Annotated in this window: 14 protein-coding genes; 7 read left to right on the plus strand and 7 right to left on the minus strand. The window is 61.8% G+C overall.

The features are described 5' to 3' along the window. Window positions 1–53: 53 nt before the first annotated feature. From RGV59_RS22600 to tpx, 6 genes are all read right to left on the minus strand, one after another. Window positions 54–2,150 carry a putative bifunctional diguanylate cyclase/phosphodiesterase gene (locus tag RGV59_RS22600; RefSeq protein WP_104903066.1) on the minus strand — a complete coding sequence of 699 codons (2,097 nt, stop codon included), beginning with the start codon at window positions 2,148–2,150 and terminating at the stop codon, window positions 54–56. 152 nt (window positions 2,151–2,302) lie between these two features. After that, entirely contained in the window at window positions 2,303–3,772 is a 1,470-nt protein-coding gene (locus RGV59_RS22605) for an efflux transporter outer membrane subunit (protein ID WP_126586453.1), read from the minus strand. Beyond that, a complete protein-coding gene (locus tag RGV59_RS22610) occupies window positions 3,769–6,876 on the minus strand; it encodes an efflux RND transporter permease subunit (RefSeq protein ID WP_102618159.1) in 3,108 nt (1,035 codons plus the stop codon). The genes RGV59_RS22605 and RGV59_RS22610 overlap by 4 nt, the downstream gene beginning before the upstream one ends. After that, entirely contained in the window at window positions 6,873–9,974 is a 3,102-nt protein-coding gene (locus tag RGV59_RS22615) for an MdtB/MuxB family multidrug efflux RND transporter permease subunit (RefSeq protein ID WP_102618160.1), read from the minus strand. The genes RGV59_RS22610 and RGV59_RS22615 overlap by 4 nt, the downstream gene beginning before the upstream one ends. After that, the gene (locus RGV59_RS22620) at window positions 9,971–11,269 is read right to left on the minus strand and encodes an MdtA/MuxA family multidrug efflux RND transporter periplasmic adaptor subunit (protein WP_026140210.1); all 1,299 of its coding nucleotides are present in this window, start codon (window positions 11,267–11,269) and stop codon (window positions 9,971–9,973) included. The genes RGV59_RS22615 and RGV59_RS22620 overlap by 4 nt, the downstream gene beginning before the upstream one ends. 232 nt (window positions 11,270–11,501) lie before the next feature. Then, entirely contained in the window at window positions 11,502–12,002 is a 501-nt protein-coding gene (gene tpx / locus RGV59_RS22625; RefSeq protein ID WP_017848435.1) for a thiol peroxidase, read from the minus strand. A gap of 170 nt (window positions 12,003–12,172) precedes the next feature. Between tpx and RGV59_RS22630 the strand changes: the two genes are divergently transcribed. Beyond that, entirely contained in the window at window positions 12,173–13,462 is a 1,290-nt protein-coding gene (locus tag RGV59_RS22630) for a glycosyltransferase (RefSeq protein WP_104903065.1), read from the plus strand. A 76-nt stretch (window positions 13,463–13,538) separates the two neighbouring features. On the opposite strand, the gene RGV59_RS22635 is transcribed toward RGV59_RS22630, so the two are convergent. Then, complete coding sequence (locus RGV59_RS22635) at window positions 13,539–14,051, minus strand: GNAT family N-acetyltransferase (RefSeq protein WP_046385261.1); 513 nt, start codon at window positions 14,049–14,051, stop codon at window positions 13,539–13,541. Between the two features lie 245 nt (window positions 14,052–14,296). Here RGV59_RS22635 and RGV59_RS22640 point away from each other — a divergent pair, with 245 nt between their 5' ends. The 6 genes from RGV59_RS22640 (at window position 14,297) to RGV59_RS22665 (ending at window position 21,217) form a co-directional block, all read left to right on the plus strand. Next, the gene (locus tag RGV59_RS22640; protein ID WP_017848432.1) at window positions 14,297–15,202 is read left to right on the plus strand and encodes an AraC family transcriptional regulator; all 906 of its coding nucleotides are present in this window, start codon (window positions 14,297–14,299) and stop codon (window positions 15,200–15,202) included. Window positions 15,203–15,380: 178 nt separating this feature from the next. Beyond that, complete coding sequence (locus RGV59_RS22645) at window positions 15,381–16,703, plus strand: ABC transporter substrate-binding protein (protein ID WP_102618162.1); 1,323 nt, start codon at window positions 15,381–15,383, stop codon at window positions 16,701–16,703. A 134-nt stretch (window positions 16,704–16,837) separates the two neighbouring features. Further along, on the plus strand, window positions 16,838–17,728 hold the full coding sequence (locus RGV59_RS22650; RefSeq protein ID WP_046385260.1) for a carbohydrate ABC transporter permease: 891 nt from the start codon (window positions 16,838–16,840) through the stop codon (window positions 17,726–17,728). 10 nt (window positions 17,729–17,738) lie between these two features. Then, window positions 17,739–18,569, plus strand: coding sequence for a carbohydrate ABC transporter permease (locus RGV59_RS22655; RefSeq protein ID WP_126586455.1), 831 nt, complete (start codon window positions 17,739–17,741; stop codon window positions 18,567–18,569). Between the two features lie 46 nt (window positions 18,570–18,615). After that, complete coding sequence (locus RGV59_RS22660) at window positions 18,616–19,719, plus strand: ABC transporter ATP-binding protein (protein WP_046383191.1); 1,104 nt, start codon at window positions 18,616–18,618, stop codon at window positions 19,717–19,719. 16 nt (window positions 19,720–19,735) lie between these two features. After that, window positions 19,736–21,217: a mannitol dehydrogenase family protein gene (locus RGV59_RS22665; RefSeq protein ID WP_126586456.1), complete on the plus strand. Its 1,482-nt coding sequence runs from the start codon at window positions 19,736–19,738 to the stop codon at window positions 21,215–21,217. Window positions 21,218–21,237 lie beyond the last annotated feature (20 nt).

Raw genomic sequence — 21,237 nt, forward strand, 5'->3', positions numbered from 1 at the left:
CCTACGCTCTCCTGAATCAACCAAATGTTTAGAGTTGGCCCCAAGAATACCCGTCAAGCACGCTGCTTGTCAGGCGCCAGCGCTGCTTGTGCCCGCAGGATGTCGGCCATGAAGCCATCCGCCGGTAACGGATGCCCGAGCAAGTAGCCCTGCAACGCGTTGCACCCCAGGCGTGTGAGGAAGCTCTGCTGGACATCGGTTTCCACCCCTTCGGCGACAATCCGCAGCCCAAGGGCCTGGCCCAGGGCGACGATGGCCGAGACGATGGCGGCGTCGTCGCCGTCGTGTTCCAGGTCTCGCACAAAGCCACGGTCGATCTTCAGTTCGTTGGCCGGCAGGCGCTTGAGGTACATCAGGCTGGAATAGCCGGTGCCGAAGTCATCAATGGACAGATCGACCCCCATTTCCGACAGCTGCTGCAACACCGTCATGCTTGCATCGGCATCGCTCATGGCGGTGGTTTCGGTAATCTCCAGCGTCAGGCTGTTGGCCGGCAACTGGTGGCGATCCAACGCGGCGGCGACACTCTTGACCAGGCCGGCGTGGCAAAACTGCAACGCCGACAGGTTCACCGCGATTCGCCAGCCTTCATAACCCTGGGCGTACCACACGCGCATCTGACGGCAGGCTTCGTCGAGCACCCACTCGCCAATCGGAATGATCAGCCCGGTTTTTTCCGCCAGCTCGATAAAGGCCGCCGGCAGCAACAAGCCCTCTTGCGGATGCTCCCAGCGCAGCAAGGCTTCGGCGCCTATCGGGGCACCGCTGACAGCGTCGAACTTGGGCTGGTAGTACAAGCGGAACTGCTGCTGCTCGACTGCGTTGCGCAAGTCCTGCAACAACTGCAGTTGCTTGCGCGCGTTAGAGTTCATCGACACATCGAAGAAGCTGTAGCCATTCTTGCCCATGCCCTTGGCGTGGTACATCGCGGCGTCGGCGTTCATCAGCAGTTCCTGGGGCGTACTGCCGTTGCCCGGGAACATCGCGATACCGACGCTGGCTGAAATTTTCAGCACGTGTTCCGCCACCTGGAACGCGCGATTGATCAGCACCACCTGGCGTTCGGCAAGGCCCAGGGCATCATTGGGCTGCGTCAGTTGCACCAACAGCACAAACTCATCACCGCCGATGCGCGCCAGGGTGTCCTGGCTGCGCAGATCTTCACGCAGGCGCTGGCTGACTTCGCGCAACAACTGGTCGCCCATGTGATGGCCGAAGGCATCGTTGACCGGCTTGAAGCCGTCCAGATCGATAAACATCAGGGCCAGGCAACCGCCCTGCTCTTTCACCGCCTGCATGGCTTGCTGAATCCGGTCGGCGAGCAGGGTGCGATTGGGCAGGCCGGTCAGGGTGTCGTGCAGGGCCAGGTGGGTCAGTTCCTGATTGGCCAACGTCAGCGAGTCGGCCAGCACCGCGGTACGCGCCTCCAGGCGCGCGTCGAGCAACGACGTGAGCAGCGCGATAACCAGCACGGCCAGGCTGGTGACCAACACCAGGTTATCCAGGCCCTTGCCGCTCAAGCCGGTCAGCGCGGCGCCGCAGAAACTGTCGTCGGCAAAACGCGCCGCCGCCATGCCGGTGTAGTGCATGCCGACGATGGCCACGCCCATCACCACGGCGGCGCCACCGCGCGCCAGACGCACATAAGGCGTGTTGCGCCGCAGATTGAAGGCGATCCACAGTGCCGCGCCAGACGCCGCCACCGCGATCAGCAACGAGGCGCCAAACAACGCGGGGTCGTAATCGATGCCCGGCAGCATCCGCATCGCGGCCATGCCGGTGTAATGCATGCTGCTGATGCCGGCGCCCATGATCAGCGCGCCAAACCCCAGTTGCCACATAGGCAGGCGCTGCTGGCTGACCAGCCACAAGGCAAAGCCGCAGGACAACACCGCGATCAACAGCGACAACGCGGTAATGTCCAGGTCAAAACCCAGGGCGAACGGCAACCTGAGCGCCAACATGCCGATAAAGTGCATGGACCACACGCCCACGCCCATGGCCAATGCCCCGCCCAGCATCCACAAGTAGATGGCGCGACCCTTGGCCGTGGCGATGCGACCGGAGAGGTCGAGCGCGGTGTAGGAAGCAAGCACCGCGACGAACAGGGAGATCACGACCAGAGAGGGAGAATAACTACCGATGAGCATGGAACTTCTCGAGAGCGACGGGTTGTAAACACCCGCCCCGGGTGGCAAAGCCGCGGATTGTAGCGAGAATAATTATTGAACAGGTGATTAATTATCATAGGGCCAACATCGGCAATTTGACGTCAATCTGCCCATTCAAAAAGGCCCGGACTTCACTCCTTTTCCGCCACTTGAGTCTGCCCATCCCAACCACCGCCCAACGCGGCGATCAGTTGCACGCTGGCCACCAATCGCGTCTGCAGCAAGGTCAGCACGGTGCGTTCGTTACTCAGCGCCGTCGCCTGCACGGTAACCACATCCAGGTAAGCGATCAGCCCCGCTTTGTATTGGTTCTGGGTCAGGCGCAGCGATTCGCGAGCGGCCTCCAGGGCTTCGTTGCTGACCACGGCTTCGTCTTCCAGCACCTTGAGCTGGACCATGTAGTTTTCCACTTCGCGGAAACCATCCAGCACGGTCTGGCGGTACTTGGCCACGGTTTCATCGTAACTGGCCACGGTGCGGTCGACTTCCGCCGAGCGCTGGCCGCCGTCGAACAGGGTCATCGCCAGTTTCGGCCCGACCGACCAGAAGCGGTTCGGCAGGCTAATCCAGTCTGAATAGGTGCTGCTGGAATAACCGCCAGCCAGGCTCAGGCTCAGGTCCGGGTAATAGGCGGCCTTGGCCACGCCGATATTGGCGTTGGCGGCGATCACCGAGCGTTCGGCCGAGGCGATGTCCGGGCGCCGTTCGAGCAATTGCGACGGCAGGCTCACCGGAATCTGCGGCAAGGCCGGAATGTCCTTGCTCACGGCCAGGTTGAAGTTGGCCGGTGCCTCGCCGATCAACACGGCGATGGCGTTTTCCAGCTGGGCACGCTGCCAGATCAGGTCGATCAGGCTGGCCTGGGTGGACTTGAGCTGGGTTTGCGCCTGGGCCACGGCTTCCTTGCCGGAGACGCCGGCGCGGTATTGGTTTTCGGTCATCTGCAGGGAGCGCTGATAGGTGTCCAGCGTGGCCTGCAGCAGCCGGGTCTGCTCATCCATGACGCGCAGTTGCAGGTAGCTTTGCACCAACTCCGACTGCTGGCTCAAGCGCATCGCGGCCAGGTCCGCCGAGCTGGCTTCGGCGCTGGCCTCTTTGGCTTCCAGGCCCCGACGCAACTTGCCCCAGACATCGGCTTCCCAGCTCACGCCCAACTGCGCGTTGAGGGTGTCGCGGATGCCGCTGCTGGAACTGCTGAGGCTGGCGTTGCTGCTGCCGGTGCCCTGGCTGGCGCGGGTTTTCCCGACGCTCAGGTCCACCGTCGGGTAAAACGCCCCACGGGAACTGCGCACCAGCGCCTGGGCCTGGCGGAAGCGCGCTTCGGCCTGGGCGACGGTCTGGTTGGCATTGTTCAGCCGGACCACGAGGTCATTGAGCTGACGGTCGCCGTACAGCTCCCACCAGGCACCACGGGCCAGCGCATCGCTCGGCGTAGCCTGGCGCCAGCCCTGGGCTTGCTTGAACTGCGCCGGCTCGATGACCGACGGGCGCGTGTAGTCGGGGCCGACGGCGCAAGCGCTGAGCAACACCCCGCAGAGCACCAGGCTGGCGACGCGGGAACCACGGGGCATGGCCAATGTGGCGAAAATTGAATCGGTCATAGCGCAGTGTCCAGGGCAGCATCGGTACGCACGCCGCGCCAAGCGTTGAAACGATGGCGCGCGCGGTCGAGATAAAGGTAAACCACCGGGGTGGTGTAAAGGGTCAGGATCTGGCTGAAGACCAGCCCGCCGATAATGGTCAGGCCCAGGGGCTGGCGCATTTCCGCACCTTCGGCCCTGCCGAGCAACAACGGCAAGGCACCGAGGATCGCCGCCAGCGTGGTCATCAGGATCGGCCGCAGACGCAACAGGCAGGCGCTGCGAATCGAATCCAGCGGGCTCAGGCCATCATTGCGCTCCAGTTGCAGCGCCAGGTCGATCATCAGGATCGCGTTTTTCTTCACCACCCCGATCAACAGGAACAAGCCGAGCAAGGAGATCAGGCTGAACTCGCCGCCCAGCAGGTAGATGGAGAGCAAGGCTCCGACGCCGGCCGACGGCAAGGTCGAGAGGATCGTCAGCGGGTGGATATAACTTTCATACAGAATACCCAACACCAGGTACACCGCCACCAGCGCGCCGAGGATCATGAACGGCTGGCCCTTCTGGGTCGCCGCAAAGGCATCGGCGGTGCCGGCCATCTTGGCGATGACGTCCTCCGGCAAGCCCACCTTGGCAATTGCCCGCTCGATGGCCGCGGTGCCCTGCTCCACCGTCACGCCGGGGGCTATGTCAAAGGCGATGTTTTCCGAGGCGAACTGGCCTTCGTGACTGACCCGGTCGTCCGCCAGGCTGTTCTCATAATGGGCAATGGTCGATAACGGCACCCGCGCGCCTGTGGAGGTGATCACCTGCATCTGGTTCAGGGTGATCGGGTCCTGGGCGTATTTCGGGTTGACCTCCATCACCACCTGATACTGGTTGAGGCTGTCATAGATAGTCGAAATCTGCCGCTGGCTGTAGGCGTTGTTCAGCACCGCAGTGACCATGTTCATATCGATACCCAGGCGCTTGGCCTGGTCGCGGTCGACGACCAGCGTCACCTGGGCCGCGCCCCGGCCTTCGCGGGCGTCGATGGCGGTGAGTTCGGGTAACGCACGCAGTGCGGCCACGACCTTCGGGTACCACAGGCGCAGTGCAGACAGATCACCGCTTTGCAGGATGTAGGAATACTGCGCACTGGTCTGGTCACGCCCGCCACCGAATTGCAGGTCCTGATCAGCCATCAGGAACAGCCGCCCGCCCGGCACCAGGGGCACGTTCTTGCGCAGACGCTCAATCACCGCCTGGGCGGAGACCTTGCGCTCGCTGATGGGTTTGAGTCGAACCAGCATCACCGCGTTGTTGGTGCCGCTGTTGCCGCCGATGAAACCGGCCACGCTGAGCACCGCCGGGTCTTGCAACACGGCCTTGCGGAAAATCTCCATCTTCGGCTGCATCACGCTGAACGACAGCCCATCGTCGCCGCGCACAAAGCCGATCAATTGCCCGGTGTCCTGCTGGGGCATGAAGGTTTTCGGCACCACCACATACAGCGCGATATTCACCCCCACCGTGATGAGCAGGCTGAGCAAGGTCAGGCGCCGATGGCGCAGCACCCAGTCCAGGCTGGTGGCGTAGGCCGAGACCATGCGGTCGTTGACCTTCTGGCTCCAACGCTGCAAACCGGTCAGTTGGCCTTTGATATGAGGCTTGAGCCAACGCGCGCAGAGCATCGGCGTGAGGGTCAGCGAGACCACCAGCGACACGATGATCGCCGCCGACAAGGTGATGGAAAACTCACGGAACAGGCTGGTGACGATCCCGCCCATGAACAGGATGGACAGGAACACCGCCACCAGCGACACGTTCATCGACAGCAAGGTAAAGCCGACTTCCTTGGCCCCCAGGTACGCCGCCTTCATCGGCGGCACGCCTTCGTCGATATGCCGGGAAATGTTCTCCAGCACCACGATGGCATCGTCCACCACTAGGCCGGTGGCGAGGATCAGCGCCATCAGCGAGAAGTTGTTCAGCGAGAAACCAAACAGGTACATCACCGCGAAGGTGCCGACCAGCGACACCGGCACCGCCAGGGTTGGAATCAGCGACGCACGGAAGTTACCGAGGAACAGGTAGACCACCAGGATCACCAGCCCAACGGCAATCAGCAAGGTCATCTCGGCCTCGTGCAGGGTGGCGGTGATCACCGGCGAGCGATCCATCGCCAGGCTCAGCTTGACGCTGGACGGCAGCACCGCCTGCAATGCCGGCAACTGCGCCTTGATCTGCCGGACGGTCTCGATGATGTTGGCACCGGACTGGCGGTTGATCACCAGCAGCACCGCCGAATCGTTGTTGAAGAAGCCGCTGTTGTAGCGGTCTTCCACACCGTCGCTGATCTTCGCCACATCGCCCAGGCGCAGGGCCGCGCCGTTCTGGTAGCGGATCAGCAGCGGTTCATAGTCCTTGGCTTTTTCCAGTTGGTCGTTGGCCTGGATCTGCCAGTTGCGCTCGGCGTCTTCCAGGGAACCCTTGGGCCGACGCTGGTTGGCGTTGGCGATGGTGTTGCGCACATCGTCGAGGGCCACGCCGTACTGGTCGAGGGCCTTGGGTTCGAGTTCGATCCGCACCGCCGGCAGGGAACTGCCGCCGATCTGCACTTCACCCACGCCCGGCACCTGGGACAGGCTTTGCGACAGGATGGTCGACGCCAGGTCGTACAGCTGGCCCTTCTGCAATACGTCCGAGGTCAGCGACAGCACCATGATCGGCGCCTGCGACGGGTTGATCTTCTTGTAGGTCGGCATGCTGCGCATGCCGCTGGGCAGCAGGTTGCGCGAAGCATTGATCGCCGCCTGCACTTCGCGCGCCGCGCCGTTGATATCACGGTTGGAATCGAACGCCAGGATCACCCGCGTCGAACCCTGGCTCGACGAACTGCTCATGGTGGTAATGCCGGCAATCGCGCCGAACGAGCGCTCCAGCGGCGTGGCCACGGTGGACGCCATCACCTCGGGGCTGGCGCCGGGCAGGCTGGCCGACACCACGATCACCGGGAAGTCGATCTGCGGCAGCGGCGACACCGGCAGCAAATTGAAGCTGACACCGCCCAGCAACATGATCGCCAGGCTCAACAGCATGGTCGCGACCGGGCGGCGAATGAAAGGTCCGGACAGGTTCATGACTCAACCGGCTCCAGGCGTTGCGGCTCTTTGCGCCAGCGCCGCCCCAGGCGATCGAAGTACAGGTAGATCACCGGCGTGGTGAACAGGGTCAATACCTGGCTCACCAGCAAACCGCCGACCATCACCAGGCCCAGGGGTTGACGCAGCTCAGCACCGGAACCGGTGGCCAGCATCAACGGCACCGCGCCGAACAGCGCGGCCAGGGTGGTCATCAGGATCGGCCGGAAGCGCAACAGCGCCGCCTGGTAGATCGCGGTCTGCGGGTCAAGGCCCTGGTTGCGTTCGGCGTCGAGGGCGAAGTCGATCATCATGATCGCGTTCTTCTTGACGATACCGATCAGCAAAATGATGCCGATGATCGCGATCATGCCCAGGTCATTGCCGCTGAGCAGCAACGCCAGCAACGCCCCCACCGCCGCCGAAGGCAGGGTCGAGAGGATGGTGACCGGGTGGATGTAGCTCTCGTAGAGCACGCCGAGCACGATGTACATGGTGACCACCGCCGCCAGGATCAGCAGCAAGGTGCTCGACAGCGAGGCTTCGAACGCCTGGGCCGCGCCCTGGAACTGGGTCTGCACGCCCACCGGCATGCCGATGTCTTTCTGGGTCTGGTTGATCAACTCCACGCCCTTGCCCAGCGCGACGCCAGGGGCCAGGTTGAACGACATCATCACCGCCGGGAACTGACCGATATGGGCAATCGCCAACTGCGCCTGGCGCTGTTCCACATGGGCCAGGCTCGACAGCCGCACCTGGCCGCCGTCGGTGGTCTTGACGTGGATCTGGTTCAGCGCATCCGGCCCCAGGGTCTCGCCCGACTGGGCCTGCAACACCACGCGGTATTGGCTGGCCTGGGTGTAGATGGTGGAAATCTGCCGCTGACCGAAGGCGTCGTACAGCGCATCGGTGATGGTCGACACGTTGACGCCCAGGCGCGAGGCCGCATCGCGGTCGATCACCAGGTACACCTGCAGGCCCTTGTCCTGCAGGTCGCTGGCGACGTCGGTGAGCTGCGGCAACTGGCTCAAGGCATGGACCAGCTTTTCACTCCACAACGCCAGCAGTTCGGCATCGGGTGACGACATGCTGAACTGGTACTGGGTGCGGCTGACGCGGTCTTCGATGGTCAGATCCTGCACCGGCTGCATGTACAGGCGGATGCCCACCAGTTTGTCGATTTGCGGCTGCAGGCGGGTGATCACCTGGGCCGCGCTCAAGTTCCGCTGCCCATGGGCCTTGAGGTTGATCAGCAAGCGACCGCTGTTGAGGGTGGCGTTGTCGCCATCCACACCGATGTAGGACGACAGGCTTTCCACCGCCGGGTCGGCCAGGATGATCTTCGCCAGCTCCTGCTGGCGCTGGCTCATGGCCGCGAAGGAAATCGACTGCGGCGCCTCGGAAATGCCCTGGATCACCCCGGTGTCCTGCACCGGGAAAAAGCCCTTGGGCACCACCAGGTACAGCACCACGGTGAGGCCCAGGGTGGCGATGGCCACCAGCAACGTCAGCGGCTGGTGCTTGAGCACCCACTGCAACTTGCGCCCGTAGGCCGCGATCAACCAATCGATCCAGGCGCCGCTGGCCTTGTAGAAACGGCTCTGTTCTGCTTCCTCGGGCTCACGCTTGAGCAGGCGCGCGCACATCATCGGCGTCAGGGTCAGGGACACCACCAGGGAAATCAGGATCGCCACCGCCAGGGTGATGGCGAACTCGCGGAACAGGCGCCCGACCACATCGCCCATGAACAGCAACGGAATCAATACGGCGATCAGCGACAGGGTCAGGGAAATCAGGGTGAAGCCGATCTGTTTGGCGCCCTTGAGCGCGGCGGCCAGCGGGGTTTCACCTTCCTCGATATAACGCGAGATGTTCTCCAGCATCACGATCGCATCGTCGACCACGAAGCCAGTGGCGATGGTCAGGGCCATCAGCGTCAGGTTGTTGATCGAGAAACCCGCCAGGTACATCACGCCAAAGGTGCCCACCAGTGACAGTGGCACAGCGATGGACGGGATGATCGTCGCGCTGACGCGGCGCAGGAACAGGAAGGTCACCATCACCACCAGGGCAATCGCGATCAGCAATTCGTGCTGCACGTCGGTGACCGAGGCGCGGATGGTCTGGGTACGGTCGGTCAGCACCGTCACATCCAGGCCGGCCGGCAGGTTATCGGTGATGCTCGGCAGCAGGGCCTTGATACGGTCGACTACCTCGATCACGTTGGCGCCGGGTTGGCGCTGGATATTCAGCAGCACGGCCTGGTTTTCGTTGGCCCAGGCGGCGAGGCGTTCGTTTTCGGCGCCGTCGACGATCTGCGCGACGTCCTTCAGACGCAGCGGCGCGCCATTTTTGTAGGCCAGGATCAGTTCGGCGTATTGCTGCGGCGACACCAGTTGGTCGTTGGCGTCGAGCATCGACACGCGGGTCGGCCCGTCGAAGTTGCCCTTGGGCTGGTTGACGTTGGACGCGGTAATCAGCGTGCGTACATCCGACAGGTTCAAGCCGTTGGCCGCCAGGGCCTCGGGGTTGACCTTGATACGCACGGCCTGGCGCTGGCCACCGGCAATGCTGACCATGCCGACGCCGCTGATCTGCGCGATCTTTTGCGCCATGCGTGTGTCGACCAGGTCATTGAGCTTGGGCAGCAGCATGGTCTTGGAGGTAATCGCCAGGGTCAGCACCGGGGTATCCGCCGGGTTGACCTTGTTGTACACCGGCGGCGCCGGCAAGTCCTTGGGCAGCAGGTTGGTCGCGGCGTTGATCGCGGCCTGCACCTGTTGCTCGGCGACATCCATATTGATGTCGAGGTTGAAGCGCAGGGTCAGCACCGAGGCCCCGCCGGAGCTGGTGGAGGCCATCTGGGTCAAGCCGGGCATTTGCCCGAACTGGCGCTCCAGGGGCGCGGTGACTGCGCTGGTCATCACATCCGGGCTGGCGCCGGGGTACAGGGTCATCACCCGGATGGTCGGGTAGTCCACCTGGGGCAAGGCCGAGACCGGCAACAAGCGGTACGAGATGATCCCTGCCAGGACAATCGCCAGCATGCTCAGCGTGGTAGCGACCGGGCGAAGGATAAACAGCCGCGACAGGTTCATGAACCGACCTTTTGCGCCTTGCCGGCGTCAGCGCCGGTCTCCCCTTTGGCCGCGGGCTTGCCTTGCAGGTGCTCGGTCGGCGTGGTCGGGACTTGACTGCTGTCGTTGACCACTTCGACTTCACTGCCGTCCTTCAGGCGGTCGGTGCCTTCCAGCACCACGCGGTCGCCGGCGACCAGGCCTTGCTTGATCACGGTGTTGTCGCCGTCGCTATCGCCGACCACCAGGGGCTGGACCTTGACCTTCTTGTCGCCGTCGAGCTTGTAGACAAAGGTGCCGGCGTTGCCGAACTGGATGGCAGCGGACGGTGCCAGCACGACGTTGTGCAGGGTGTCGGCGAGCAGATGCACATTGACGAACTGATTGGGGAACAGCGCCTGGTCTTTGTTATCGAAGCGCGCCTTGAACTTCAAGGTGCCGGTGGTGACGTCGATCTGGTTATCCAGGCTCTGCAGCACGCCGGTGGCTTGGCGCTTGGCGTCGCCGCGGTCCCAGGCTTCCACCGGCAGCTTGTTGCCGGCGTGGTAACGGGCGAGCACGGTTTCCAGGCTGTTCTCCGGCAGAGTGAAGGCCACGCTGATCGGCTGGGTCTGAGTGATCACCGCCAGCGCCGTGGTGTCGTTGGCGGCCACCAGGTTACCGACGTCGAGCTGACGCAGGCCGACGCGCCCGGTGATCGGCGCGCGGATCTTGGTGAATTCGAGGTTGAGCTTGGCGTCGTCGACCGCGCCCTGGTTGGTCTTGACCGTGCCCTGGTATTGCAGGACCAGCGCTTCGGCGGTGTCCAGGGTTTGCTTGGCGATACTGTCCTGGGCATACAAGCCGCGATAACGCTCGACATCGACCTGGGCGTTTTTCAACTGGGCCTGGCTCTGCATCAGCGTGCCCTGGGCCTGGAGCAAGGCGTTCTGGTAACTGCGCGGGTCGATTTCCGCCAGCAGGTCGCCGGCCTTGACCATCTGCCCTTCTTCAAAGGCGATCTTCACCAACTCGCCGCCCACCCGGCTTCGTACATTAATAGTGTTGAGCGCGGTGACCGTCCCCAGTGCCTTGTAGTACACCGGGAACTCCCCCAGCACCGCTGGCGCCACGCGCACCGGCACCGGGCCGGTGGAGCCGCCGAAACCAGGGCGCGCCATGCCCGTTTTACCGGTGCGGCCGGCTGGCGCTTCTGGATGGGGCGCGCCGGTGGGCCAGAATTTCCAGCACAGGCCGGCGATAACCAGCAGCACGAGCAGGCCGAACAGCCAGCGACGGGAGTTGCGGGGGGAGGATTGCATGGAGTGATCAACCATTGGGCGCGAGGGCTTCTTCTTTGGGAGGCTGAAAGATAAGCACTGGGGCGCGTTAAGAAAAGCGCCTTTACCGGCTATTTACCTTGGGCTTACAACTTTTAACTTTTGAGCTTAGTCCACCGGCTATTTCGCTAAACATCTGACCAGCAAATAAAAACGGCCTGGACTAGGCCAGGCCGCAATTATGTACCGCGCAGTGTTACTGCATAACGACAGTAATGCGCAGAAACAGTTACTTCAAAACAGCCAGGGCGGCTTCGTAGTTTGGCTCTTGGCCGATTTCAGGGACCAGTTCGCTGTGCAGTACATTGTCGTTTTCATCCAGCACAACGACGGCACGGGCGGTCAGAGCCCGGAGCGGGCCGTCAGCAATCGAAACGCCGTAGTCAACGGCGAAATCAGCGTTGCGGAAGTCCGACAGGCTCTGCACGTTGTCCAGGCCTTCGGTGCCGCAAAAACGCTTCTGGGCAAACGGCAGGTCAGAGGAGATGCACAGCACCACGGTGTTGGCCACTTTGTCGGCCTGGGCGTTGAACGTGCGTACCGACGTGGCACAGGTCGGGGTGTCGACGCTTGGGAAGATGTTCAGCACTTTGCGCTTGCCGGCGAAGGTGGCCAGGGTCACGTCCGACAGATCGCCGGCGGTCAGGGTGAAGTCTGGCGCCTTGGAGCCGGTTTGCGGCAGTTCGCCTTCAACTTGGACGGGGTTACCACGAAGGGTGACTTGAGCCATGAACGGAATCCTTATGCTGGGTTTGGTTAAACGAATTCGAGAGGCGGAAGTTAACCACAAAGTGCCGTGGCGACCTACCGCCAGACACAAATTGTCATGTCTCGCCGGGCACGCGGGCGGTTGTGGTTTAATTGCGCGGTTTTCGTCCCCGCTCAAGGAATCTGTTGTTGATGAATCAGCCCGCCACCAAAGTCCTGGTCATTGGTTATGTCTGGCCGGAACCGCGCTCCTCGGCTGCCGGCGGGCATATGATGCAGATTCTCGAAACTTTTCTTACACAAGGATGGGATATTACCTTCAGCAGCCCGGCGACCATCGGCGAGCACAAAGCCGACCTGCCGGCACTCGGTATCACCGAGTGCGCCATCGAACTCAATAACAGCAGTTTCGACGACTTTATCCGCGAACTGGCCCCGGACATCGTGCTGTTCGACCGCTTCATGATGGAAGAACAGTTCGGCTGGCGCGTCGAGAAGCACTGCCCCGCGGCCTTGCGGGTGCTGGAAACCTCCGACCTGCAAAGCCTGCGCGACGCACGCCAGCAGCGGCTCAAGGACGACCTCAAGGCGCAACCGGGCAACGATGACTTCAGCGCCTTGTTCGCACCGGGCCTGGAAGACGAGTTCCAGCGCATGGCCGACACCGACCTGGCCAAGCGCGAGATCGCGGCCATCTATCGCTGCGACATCAGCCTGATGATCTCCGACGTGGAAATCCGTCTGCTCACCGAGCACTTCAAGGTGCCCGCCGCCCTGCTCCACTGGTGCCCATTGATGCTCGAGCCGCCAACCGAAGCATTCGCCCCCTTCGACGAGCGCGCGCACTTCCTCAGCATCGGCAACTTCCGTCACGCGCCGAACTGGGATGCCGTGCTCTGGATGAAGAACAGTGTGTGGCCGTTGATCCGCCAGCAACTGCCAGGCGCCCAACTGCATATCTATGGTGCCTACACCCCGCCCAAGGCGACGGCCCTGCACAACGCGGCCCAGGGGTTTCATGTGATGAACTGGGCCGAGGATGCCCTGCAAGTGATGACAGCGGCGCGCATCTGCCTGGCGCCGTTGCGCTTCGGTGCGGGGATCAAGGGCAAGCTGGCGGATGCCATGCTCTGCGGCACGCCGAATATCACCACACCGGTCGGCGCCGAAGCCATGGGCGACGAGCAGCCGTGGCCGGGGGCAATCGCCCACAGCGCCACGGCGTTGGCCGATGCCGCCGTGAGCCTTTACCAGGACCGCGAACGCTGGACCCAGGCCCAGGAGCACGGGCGCCAACTCCTGGCCCGCCGGTATGACCAAAACATCCACGGCCCCGCGTTGGTGGAATGCCTGGAACAGTGCCGCAACGACCTCGCCGCCCACCGCCGAAATAATTTCACCGGTAGCATGCTGCGCCACCATGCCCACAAAAGTACGCAATACATGTCGCAGTGGATCGAGGCAAAAAACCGTAACCTTTAGCGCATCGGGAAGCGTGAATATCGTAACTTCGACGTGCCGCCGCTGCGCGGCACGTCACTCGGGGCAGCCCTAAACCTTAACGTCCCCAAACATACCTCACCTCATCCAGCGACACGCCACCACGGACCAGCGTGCGACGGCTGCCAGGCTCTTCTCTTCCGCCGAGCCCCTGATAAAAGCGAACAGCTCTTTCGTTTGCCGATAAAACCCATAAGGTAATATTTTTATAACCTTGATCAAACAAACGGTTTAAACCTGACTCCCACAATTTGGCACCGATTCCTTTACCCCAATACTCTGCCAAAATATAGATAGCCATGACCTCTCCCGACTCCGCTGCGGGCTTGTCTTCATCACGGCAACGGCCCACTGAAATCCAACCGACAACGTTTCCATCCACTTCTGAAACTAAAACGTCAGAGTCTTTGCTTTCGATTGCCTGAGCCCAATAAGCCTCCCTTTTTGGCAATGTCGCAGTCAGCGAGGCCAAAAAATCAGCCGGCATCAGATTCGCATAAGCGTGTTGCCAGCTACTGACATGAACATCAGCAATGCTCTTCGCGTCCTTGGGCAGTGCATCACGAATCATAACCAACTCCTTGTTCGTGTTCTGTTTCAGATAAAACGCTTCTTTGCTCCTAGCGACCATGCCCTCTCGATTAGCACGACGCCTGCTCGTAAACGCTTTTGTTAATAGCACAGGCCAGTGAAATATATTAAGTCGCCGATAACCCAAAACGGCCTTCAGGGATGCTCCAACCAACTTGCCGCTGGCAGCGACAGCACACAAGGGGGCATTATTGCGAAGCGCAACCACAATAAAGCGACGGCAGCATGACCCGAGCAACGCGAATCACCGACCCTTCCTACGAGCTGATGGACGATCACAACGGTCTGTCCATCATCTATCGCCAGCACGGTTTCCCTTGCCCGTTGGTGCGCTGGCATTTCCATAAGGAATACGAGCTGCACCTGATCGTCGCCAGTTCCGGCAAGGTGTTCATCGGCGACTACATCGGCAACTTCTACCCGGAAAGCCTGTTCCTTACCGGCCCCAACCTGCCTCACAACTGGATCAGCCAGGTCGAGGAAGACGAAGTGGTGCCCAAGCGCGACATGCTGGTGAATTTCACCGATGAGCTGCTTGAGAACGGCAGTCACATTTTTACTGAGCTCAAGACCCTCGCGCCGCTACTGGAGCGGGCGCAGTCCGGCATCGAGTTTCGCTGCAAGAAGACCATCGCCCAGGCCATGACACTCATGCAACGCATCGAGGACGCCCAGGGCATGGCGCGCCTGGGGCACTTCTTTATCCTGCTGGACGTGTTGAGCGCGTGTGAGGACTACCAACTGCTGTCCGGCGTGACCACGCCGCAACTGGCCGACGAACACAGCATCGACCGCACCAACCGGGCGGTGGACTACATCTTTGCGCATTACGCACGGGAGTTGTCACTGGAGGAAGTGGCCGATTACCTGGGGATGAAACCGACGTATTTCTCGCGGGTGTTCAAGCAGGCCACCGGGCGCACGTTTATCGAATTCGTCAATCGCCTGCGCATCAGCAAATCCTGCGAACTGCTGGCCGATGGCGACAAAGCCGTCACCGATGTGTGCTTCGAGTCGGGGTTCAACAACATTTCCAACTTCAATCGCCGCTTCCAGCAACTTAAAGGCATGACCCCTTCCCACTACCGGCGCCTGGCGGTGCAGCGGCTCACCGAACAGAACCTGGCTTAATCGATTCGGCTTTTGGTGAGCGAGTACAAAAAAGTATCAGTCCCAGTGCGCCCAAGGATTTGTCACACCCCCCATTTGAGGGCTGTAATCAACGCACACTCTTCCTGGCTCCGCGTGGGAAGACACAACAACAATAACTGTCCTTCTGCAGCCCCTGGGCGCAGAAAAGGAGTGCGCGATGAAGTTCACAGTAAAAACACTGCTTGCCTGTTCTTGCATGACGGCATGCATGACCCTCAGCGCCGTCAGCCTTGGCGCGCAAACCCTGACCATTGCCACCGTCAACAACAGCGACATGATCCGCATGCAAAAGCTCTCGAAGACCTTCGAGGCCGAGCACCCGGACATCAAGTTGAATTGGGTGGTGCTCGAAGAAAACGTCCTGCGCCAACGCTTGACCACCGACATCGCCACCCAGGGCGGGCAGTTCGACGTGTTGACCATCGGCATGTACGAAGCCGCACTCTGGGGCGCCAAGGGCTGGCTGGAACCGATGAAGGACCTGCCGGCGTCCTACGACCTCGACGATGTGTTCCCTTCCGTGCGTGACGGTTTGTCCGTCAAGGGTTCGCTGTACGCCCTACCGTTCTATGCCGAAAGTTCGATCACCTATTACCGCACCGACCTGTTCAAAGACGCGGGGCTGAGCATGCCCGAGCATCCGACCTGGACGCAGATCGGTGAATACGCGGCAAAGCTCACCGACAGAAACAAAGAACAATACGGCCTGTGCCTACGCGGCAAAGCCGGTTGGGGTGAAAACATGGCGCTGATCACCACCCTGGCCAACGGCTATGGCGCGCGCTGGTTCGACGAAAAATGGCAGCCTGAATTCAATGGCCCCGAATGGAAGGACGCGCTGAACTTCTACGTCGACAACATGAAGAAATCCGGCCCGCCGGGCGCTTCGAGCAACGGTTTCAACGAAAACCTCGCGCTGTTCAACAGCGGCAAGTGCGCGATCTGGGTCGACGCCAGCGTGGCCGGCTCGTTCGTCACCGACAAGACCCAAAGCAAGGTGGCAGACCACGTCGGCTTCACCTTCGCCCCCCACGAGAAGACCGACAAAGGCACCTCGTGGCTGTACTCCTGGAGCCTGGCGATCCCGACCAGCTCCAAAGCCAAGGACGCCGCCAAGCTGTTCACCAGTTGGGCGACTTCCAAGGAATACGGCGCCCTGGTTGCCAAGACCGACGGCATCGCCAACGTCCCACCGGGAACGCGCAAGTCGACCTACAGCGACGCGTACATGCAGGCCGCGCCGTTCGCCAAGGTCACCCTGGAATCGCTGAAAGTCGCCAACCCGACCCAACCGACGCTCAAGCCGGTGCCGTATATCGGTATCCAACTGGTGACCATTCCTGAGTTCCAGGCGATCGGTACCCAGGTCGGCAAGTTCTTCTCGGGTGCGCTGACCGGTCAGCAAACCGTGGATCAAGCCTTGAGCGCCGCGCAGACCACCACCGAGCGTGAAATGAAGCGGGCCGGTTATCCCAAGTAACCCCCGATCCTGTAGGAGCGAGCTTGCTCGCGAAAAAGGTACATCCGACGCCGACATGCGCCTGAAATACCTTCGCGAGCAAGCTCGCTCCTACAGGAGTTTTGCGCACCTGCCTCTAATCGGTCTTGATCACCATGAATACAACACGCAAAAGCCGCCTGGCCAACCCCGGCTGGTTTCTCGTCAGCCCCTCGGTAGCCTTGTTGCTACTGTGGATGATCGTGCCGCTGGGCATGACCCTGTACTTTTCGCTGATCCGCTACAACCTGCTCTACCCCGGCGAAAACCAGTTCGTGGGGCTGGAGAACTTCACCTACTTCATCACCGATTCGGGCTTCCTGCCCGGCGCCACCAATACCCTGTTGCTGGTGGGCAGCGTGTTGCTGATCAGCGTGGTGTTCGGCGTATTGATCAGCGCCCTGCTGGAGGCCAGTGAGTTCTTCGGCCGCGGCCTGGTGCGAGTGTTGTTGATCTCGCCGTTCTTCATCATGCCCACCGTCGGTGCGCTGATCTGGAAGAACCTGATTTTCCACCCGGTCTCGGGGATTCTCGCCGCCGTGTGGAAGCTGTTCGGCGCGCAGCCGGTGGATTGGCTGGCGCATTACCCACTGCTGTCGATCATCATCATCGTCTCGTGGCAATGGCTGCCCTTCGCGATCCTGCTGCTGATGACCGCCATGCAGTCCCTCGACCAGGAACAAAAGGAAGCCGCACGCCTGGACGGTGCCGGCGCCATCGCGATCTTCTGGCACCTGACCCTGCCCCACCTGGCGCGCCCGATTGCCGTGGTGGTGATGATCGAAACGATCTTCCTGCTCTCGGTGTTCGCCGAAATCTTCACCACCACCAACGGCGGCCCCGGCTACGCCTCGACCAACCTCGCCTACCTGATCTACAACCAGGCGCTGGTGCAGTTCGATGTGGGCATGGCCTCGGCCGGCGGCTTGATTGCCGTGGTCATCGCCAACATCGCGGCGATCATCCTGGTGCGGATGATCGGCAAAAACCTGACTGACAAGCCTTGAGGGCCGCGCCATGACGCTTCAACAATCCCGCCGCCTGCAAAGCCTGCTGCTCGGCACCCTGGCCTGGGCCATCGCGATCCTGATCTTCTTCCCGATCTTCTGGATGGTGCTGACCAGCTTCAAGAGCGAGATCGATGCGTTCGCCACGCCGCCGCAGTTCATCTTCACGCCGACGCTGGAGAACTACCTGCACATCAACGAACGCAGCAATTACTTCAGCTACGCGTGGAACTCGGTGCTGATTTCGTTCAGCGCCACCGCCTTGTGCCTGCTGATCTCGGTGCCGGCGGCCTACTCCATGGCGTTCTACGAGACCCAACGCACCAAGGGCACCCTGCTGTGGATGCTGTCGACCAAGATGCTGCCACCGGTGGGCGTGCTGATGCCGATCTACCTGCTGGCCAAGAGCTTTGGCCTGCTGGATACGCGTATCGCGCTGATCATCATCTACACCCTGATCAACCTGCCGATCGTGGTGTGGATGGTTTACACCTACTTCAAGGACATCCCCAAAGACATCCTCGAAGCCGCCCGCCTGGACGGCGCCACCCTGTGGCAGGAAATGGTCCGCGTGCTGCTGCCGATCGCCAAGGGCGGGCTGGCGTCCACGGTGCTGCTGTCGCTGATCCTGTGCTGGAACGAGGCGTTCTGGTCGCTGAACCTGACCTCGTCGAATGCCGCGCCGCTGACCGCGCTGATCGCCTCCTACTCCAGTCCCGAAGGCTTGTTCTGGGCCAAATTGTCGGCCGTGTCGACCCTGGCCTGCGCGCCGATCCTGATTTTTGGCTGGATCAGCCAGAAACAGCTGGTGCGCGGGTTGTCCTTCGGCGCCGTGAAATAACGGCTTCTCTCTAACAAAAACGAATTCAGAAGCGGAGGCCCATCCCATGGCCAACCTGAAAATCAAGAATCTGCAAAAAGGCTTCGAAGGCTTTTCCATCATCAAGGGCATCGACCTGGAAGTGAACGACAAGGAGTTCGTGGTCTTCGTTGGCCCGTCGGGTTGCGGTAAATCCACGCTGCTGCGGCTGATCGCCGGCCTGGAAGAAGTCAGCGAAGGCACCATCGAGCTCGATGGCCGCGACATCACCGAAGTCACCCCGGCCAAGCGCGACCTGGCGATGGTGTTCCAGACCTACGCGCTGTACCCGCACATGAGCGTGCGCAAGAACATGTCGTTTGCCCTCGACCTGGCCGGCGTCGACAAAAAGCTGGTGGAGAGCAAAGTCAGCGAAGCGGCGCGCATCCTCGAACTGGGCCCACTGCTGGAGCGCAAGCCCAAGCAGCTGTCCGGCGGCCAACGCCAGCGCGTGGCGATCGGCCGGGCGATTGTGCGCAACCCGAAGATTTTCCTGTTCGACGAACCACTGTCCAACCTCGACGCCGCGCTGCGTGTGCAGATGCGCCTGGAACTGGCGCGCCTGCATAAAGAGCTGCAAGCGACCATGATCTATGTGACCCACGATCAGGTCGAAGCCATGACCCTGGCCGACAAAGTGGTGGTGCTCAACAGCGGCCGCATCGAGCAGGTCGGTTCGCCACTGGAGCTGTATCACCAGCCGGCCAACCTGTTTGTCGCGGGCTTTCTCGGCACGCCGAAAATGGGCTTCCTCAAGGGCAAGGTCACGCGGGTCGAGGGCCAGGGCTGCGACGTGCAACTGGACGCCGGCAGCCTGATCAGCCTGCCGCTGAGCGGCGCCACCTTGAGCGTGGGCAGCGCGGTGACCCTGGGCATTCGCCCGGAACACCTGGAGATCGCCGCACCGGGCCAGGCCGGCCTGACCGTCACCGCCGACGTCGGCGAGCGCCTGGGCAGCGACACCTTCTGCCACGTCATCACCGCCAACGGCGAGCCGCTGACCATGCGGATTCGCGGCGACATGGCCAGCCAGTATGGCGAGACGCTGCACCTGCACCTGGACCCGGCGCACTGCCACCTGTTCGACACCGACGGCGTGGCCGTCACCCGCCCACTGCGCGCCGCCGCCTGATTTCGCGAGAGTTATGATGAAACTGAATAAACACAACCTCACCCAATTGGCGCCGGAAGTGAAAATCCCGACTTACGCCATTGCCGATACCCGCCAGGGCATCGCCCATATCGGCGTCGGCGGTTTCCACCGCGCGCATCAGGCGTATTACACCGATGCGCTGATGAATACCGGCGAGGGTCTGGACTGGAGCATTTGCGGCATCGGCCTGCGCAGCGAGGACCGCAAGGCCCGCGACGACCTGGCCGGCCAGGACTACCTGTTCACCCTGTATGAACTGGGCGACAGCGACGACACCGAAGTGCGCGTGATCGGCTCGATCAGCGACATGCTGCTGGCCGAGGACGGCGCCCAGGGGCTGATCGACAAACTGGCCAGCCCGCACATCCGCATCGTCTCGCTGACCATCACCGAAGGCGGCTACTGCATCGACGACAGCAATGGCGAGTTCATGGCCCACCTGCCGCAGATCCAGCACGACCTGGCACACCCGCAGGCGCCGAAAACCGTGTTCGGCTTTATCTGCGCCGCACTGACCCAACGTCGCGCCGCCGGCACGCCGGCATTTACCGTGATGTCCTGCGATAACCTGCCGCACAACGGCTCCGTCACGCGCAAGGCCCTGCTGGCCTTCGCCGCCCTGCACGACGCCGAACTGCATGACTGGATCCAGGCCAACGTGACGTTCCCCAACGCCATGGTCGACCGCATCACGCCGATGACCAGTACCGCGCATCGCCTGCAATTGCACGATGAGCACGGCATCGACGATGCCTGGCCGGTGGTGTGTGAGCCGTTTGTGCAATGGGTGCTGGAAGACCGCTTCGTCAACGGCCGCCCGGCCTGGGAAAAGGTCGGCGTGCAGTTCACCGATGACGTCACACCTTATGAGGAAATGAAGATCGGCCTGCTCAACGGCAGCCACCTGGCCCTGACTTACCTGGGGTTTCTCAAGGGGTATCGGTTCGTTCACGAGACCATGAATGACCCGTTGTTCGTCGCGTACATGCGCGCCTACATGGACCTGGACGTCACGCCGAACCTGGCGCCGGTGCAGGGCATCGACCTCACGCAGTACAAGCAGACCCTGGTCGATCGCTTCTCCAACCAGGCGATTGCCGACCAGTTGGAGCGCGTGTGTTCCGATGGCTCGTCGAAGTTTCCCAAGTTCACCGTGCCGACGATCAACCGCCTGATTGCCGATGGGCGCGAGACCGAGCGCGCAGCGTTGGTGGTGGCCGCGTGGGCGTTGTACCTCAAGGGTGTCGACGAGACTGGCGCGGCCTACAAAATTCCCGACCCGCGCGCCGAGTTTTGCCAGGGCCTGGTGAGTGACGATGCGCGGATCAGTCAGCGCCTGCTCGGCGTGGAGGAGATTTTCGGCACGGCTATTCCCAAGTCGGCTGAGTTTGTGGCAGCGTTCGAGCGGTGCTATGCGAGCCTGCGCGACAACGGCGTCACAAAAACATTGCAGCAACTCCTGAAGAAACCGGTTTAAACCTGTGGGAGGGGGCTTGC

Source organism: Pseudomonas sp. FG1, assembly GCF_034313875.1.
Taxonomy (GTDB): Bacteria; Pseudomonadota; Gammaproteobacteria; order Pseudomonadales; family Pseudomonadaceae; genus Aquipseudomonas; species Aquipseudomonas veronii.

Bases quoted from the DNA above. Each gene is read 5' to 3' on its own strand.
- RGV59_RS22610 (WP_102618159.1), bottom strand. From the start codon at position 6,876: ATGAACCTGTCCGGACCTTTCATTCGCCGCCCGGTCGCGACCATGCTG.
- RGV59_RS22605 (WP_126586453.1), bottom strand. From the start codon at position 3,772: ATGACCGATTCAATTTTCGCCACATTGGCCATGCCCCGTGGTTCCCGC.
- RGV59_RS22600 (WP_104903066.1), bottom strand. From the start codon at position 2,150: ATGCTCATCGGTAGTTATTCTCCCTCTCTGGTCGTGATCTCCCTGTTC.
- RGV59_RS22620 (WP_026140210.1), bottom strand. From the start codon at position 11,269: ATGGTTGATCACTCCATGCAATCCTCCCCCCGCAACTCCCGTCGCTGG.
- RGV59_RS22630 (WP_104903065.1), top strand. From the start codon at position 12,173: ATGAATCAGCCCGCCACCAAAGTCCTGGTCATTGGTTATGTCTGGCCG.
- RGV59_RS22660 (WP_046383191.1), top strand. From the start codon at position 18,616: ATGGCCAACCTGAAAATCAAGAATCTGCAAAAAGGCTTCGAAGGCTTT.
- RGV59_RS22665 (WP_126586456.1), top strand. From the start codon at position 19,736: ATGAAACTGAATAAACACAACCTCACCCAATTGGCGCCGGAAGTGAAA.
- RGV59_RS22635 (WP_046385261.1), bottom strand. From the start codon at position 14,051: ATGATTCGTGATGCACTGCCCAAGGACGCGAAGAGCATTGCTGATGTT.
- RGV59_RS22650 (WP_046385260.1), top strand. From the start codon at position 16,838: ATGAATACAACACGCAAAAGCCGCCTGGCCAACCCCGGCTGGTTTCTC.
- tpx (WP_017848435.1), bottom strand. From the start codon at position 12,002: ATGGCTCAAGTCACCCTTCGTGGTAACCCCGTCCAAGTTGAAGGCGAA.
- RGV59_RS22615 (WP_102618160.1), bottom strand. From the start codon at position 9,974: ATGAACCTGTCGCGGCTGTTTATCCTTCGCCCGGTCGCTACCACGCTG.
- RGV59_RS22645 (WP_102618162.1), top strand. From the start codon at position 15,381: ATGAAGTTCACAGTAAAAACACTGCTTGCCTGTTCTTGCATGACGGCA.
- RGV59_RS22655 (WP_126586455.1), top strand. From the start codon at position 17,739: ATGACGCTTCAACAATCCCGCCGCCTGCAAAGCCTGCTGCTCGGCACC.
- RGV59_RS22640 (WP_017848432.1), top strand. From the start codon at position 14,297: ATGACCCGAGCAACGCGAATCACCGACCCTTCCTACGAGCTGATGGAC.